At 65.4% G+C, this 2,204-nt stretch carries 4 protein-coding genes; 3 read left to right on the top strand and 1 reads right to left on the bottom strand.

Annotation, left to right across the window (positions count from 1 at the left end; genetic code table 11):
• The 3 genes from EOA36_RS33825 to EOA36_RS33815 form a co-directional block, all read left to right on the top strand.
• A partial coding sequence (locus EOA36_RS33825) for a tetratricopeptide repeat protein (RefSeq protein ID WP_127281056.1) occupies positions 1–404 on the top strand: 404 nt, incomplete at its 5' end.
• 107 nt (positions 405–511) lie between these two features.
• Positions 512–1,183 carry an LON peptidase substrate-binding domain-containing protein gene (locus EOA36_RS33820; RefSeq protein ID WP_127281055.1) on the top strand — a complete coding sequence of 224 codons (672 nt, stop codon included), beginning with the start codon at positions 512–514 and terminating at the stop codon, positions 1,181–1,183.
• A gap of 71 nt (positions 1,184–1,254) precedes the next feature.
• Entirely contained in the window at positions 1,255–1,497 is a 243-nt protein-coding gene (locus tag EOA36_RS33815; RefSeq protein WP_127281057.1) for a Trm112 family protein, read from the top strand.
• A 265-nt stretch (positions 1,498–1,762) separates the two neighbouring features.
• Here the strand turns inward: EOA36_RS33815 and EOA36_RS33810 are convergent.
• Positions 1,763–2,204: OB-fold nucleic acid binding domain-containing protein (locus tag EOA36_RS33810; RefSeq protein WP_245464544.1), on the bottom strand; the 442-nt coding region annotated here is incomplete at its 5' end.

Below are 2,204 nucleotides of genomic sequence, written 5' to 3'. Positions count from 1 at the left end.
GGCTGGGCGAGCTGCTGTTCGAAGCCGGCGACACGGAAGGCGCCGAGGCGTTGCTGGCAACGGCGCCCGAGGCCAAGAAGGACGCGCCGGCGCTCGCCGCCCTGCGCGCCAAGATGGCGCTTGCCGCGCAGGCGGCCGAACTCGGCAACCCGGCCGAATTCGAACGCCGGCTTGCAGAAAATCCCAAGGACCATCAGGCGCGTTTCGATCTGGCCATGATCCAGAACGCCAGGGGCGATCGCACCGCGGCGGCCGACAATCTGCTGGCCATCATCAAGGCCGACCGCGCCTGGAACGAGGACGGCGCCAGGACCCAGTTGCTGCAACTGTTCGAGGCTTGGGGCATGACCGACGAGGCGACGCTTGCCGCGCGCCGCAAATTGTCGGCGTTGCTGTTTTCCTGAGCCGGTTATCGGTTGTTTTGTCGCACAGGCTTGCGGCGTCGGGCCTGAGCGCCAGATAGGACAGGGCAGGGTTGACGCTTCGCAATCGAAGCGATCGGAGGAATGAGGTGCAAGCGGGAAACGCGCATTACCGGCTCGCCAAGGATTTGCCGTTGACGATCCCGATCTTTCCGCTCGAGGGCGCGCTCCTTTTGCCGGGCGGCCGCATGCCGCTCAACATCTTCGAGCCGCGCTACCTGCAGATGGTGGACGAGGCGGTCGCCGGCTCGCGTCTCATCGGCATCATCCAGCCCGGTCTCAATGGCGCATTGCGCGAGGATGGCGAGCCGGAGCTTTGCAATGTCGGCTGCATCGGTCGCATCATCGCCTTTTCAGAGACCGGCGACGGTCGCTACCTGATTTCGCTGCAGGGCGTGTGCCGGTTCCGCATCGCCCACGAGCTGACGGTCAAGACGCCGTTCCGCCAGTGCAAACCGGCACCCTTCCTGGCCGATCTCGACGAGGAGCAGGCGGCTGATGAAATCGACCGGCCGGCGTTGCTGCGGGCCTTTCGCGCCTATCTGCAGGCCAACGATCTGGAAGCCGACTGGGAAAGCGTCAGCCGGGCCGAAAACGCCATGCTGGTCAACGCGCTGTCGATGATGGCGCCCTATGGACCGGCCGAGAAGCAGGCGTTGCTGGAAGCCGCGGACCTGAAGACGCGGGCCGAGACGCTGATCGCCATCACCGAGATGACGCTGGCGCGCGAGAATGAGGATTTTGGCTCGAGCCTGCAGTAGGATGTGCCGATATTCAGCCGGGCTGACCTGAATCTCAACATATTGTCGGCGTGAAACCGGAAGAGGACCTGATGGCGGCGGATGGGCGTGACGGAAAGAAAACCAGCGTCGACCCGAAGCTGCTGGAACTGCTGGCCTGCCCGCTGACCAAGGGGCCGCTGGCCTGGGACCCTGAGCGTGGCGAGCTGGTCTCGCGGGTCGCCAAGCTCGCTTATCCCGTGCGCGACGGCATCCCCATCATGCTGCCTTCGGAGGCGCGGACCATCTCGGCCGAGGATGTGCTGTCGCCGCCGAAGCTGGGTGGGGCGGGCTGAGCGCGGGGCGCGGAGCATCATCGCTTCGTCATCCCAGGGCGGAGCAGCCGCGAAGCGGCGTCGCGGAGACCCTGGGATCCATGCCGCGACGTATGTGACGTGTGAAAGCGGGCCAAGACCAGCAGCCTTTCTCCAGGACAGGCACCATTCCGGACCGTCGCATTCCTTGGCCGATGTAGCGGCATGGATCCCCGGGTCTTCGCGACGGCGCTTCGCTCCTGCTTCGCCCGTGGATGACGAAGGCGCGTGGATCCGGTCTCGGTGCCTACTGAAAATTGCGCCCTTTGGGCATGACCCTTTCCGCCTCTTCCGACAGCATCGCAAAATCCTGTCCGTCTTTCCCTATTGCGGGTTGGCTGGAGCGGCGCGGAGGACCGGCTGCCGGCGGTGCGGCCGCACTGACCTTTTCCAGCAGCACGGTCAGCCAGGGCGTCAGATCCTCGATCTTCTCGGCGACGATATGGACGACACCTGATTCCGACTGCAGCTTCCCGGTGACCTTCACAAACCGGGCGCCCATGACGATGGGCCGGAAGCGGGTGAAGGTCCTTTCCCAGAAGATGACATTGGCGACGGCCTTGTCGTCTTCCAGCGTGAGAAAGATCGCGTTGCCCTTGCCGGGGCGCTGGCGCACCAGCACCAGGCCGGCAACGGAGACCCGCCTGCCGTCGCGCACGGAAGGCAGCCTGGCATTGGGGGCGACGCCG

It is taken from the genome of Mesorhizobium sp. M8A.F.Ca.ET.021.01.1.1 (assembly GCF_003998025.1).
Lineage (GTDB): Bacteria > Pseudomonadota > Alphaproteobacteria > Rhizobiales > Rhizobiaceae > Mesorhizobium.
Note: the sequence above shows the minus strand (reverse complement) of the source record. Positions and strands in the feature narration are given on the sequence as shown.

Bases quoted from the DNA above. Each gene is read 5' to 3' on its own strand.
- EOA36_RS33815 (WP_127281057.1), top strand. From the start codon at position 1,255: ATGGCGGCGGATGGGCGTGACGGAAAGAAAACCAGCGTCGACCCGAAG.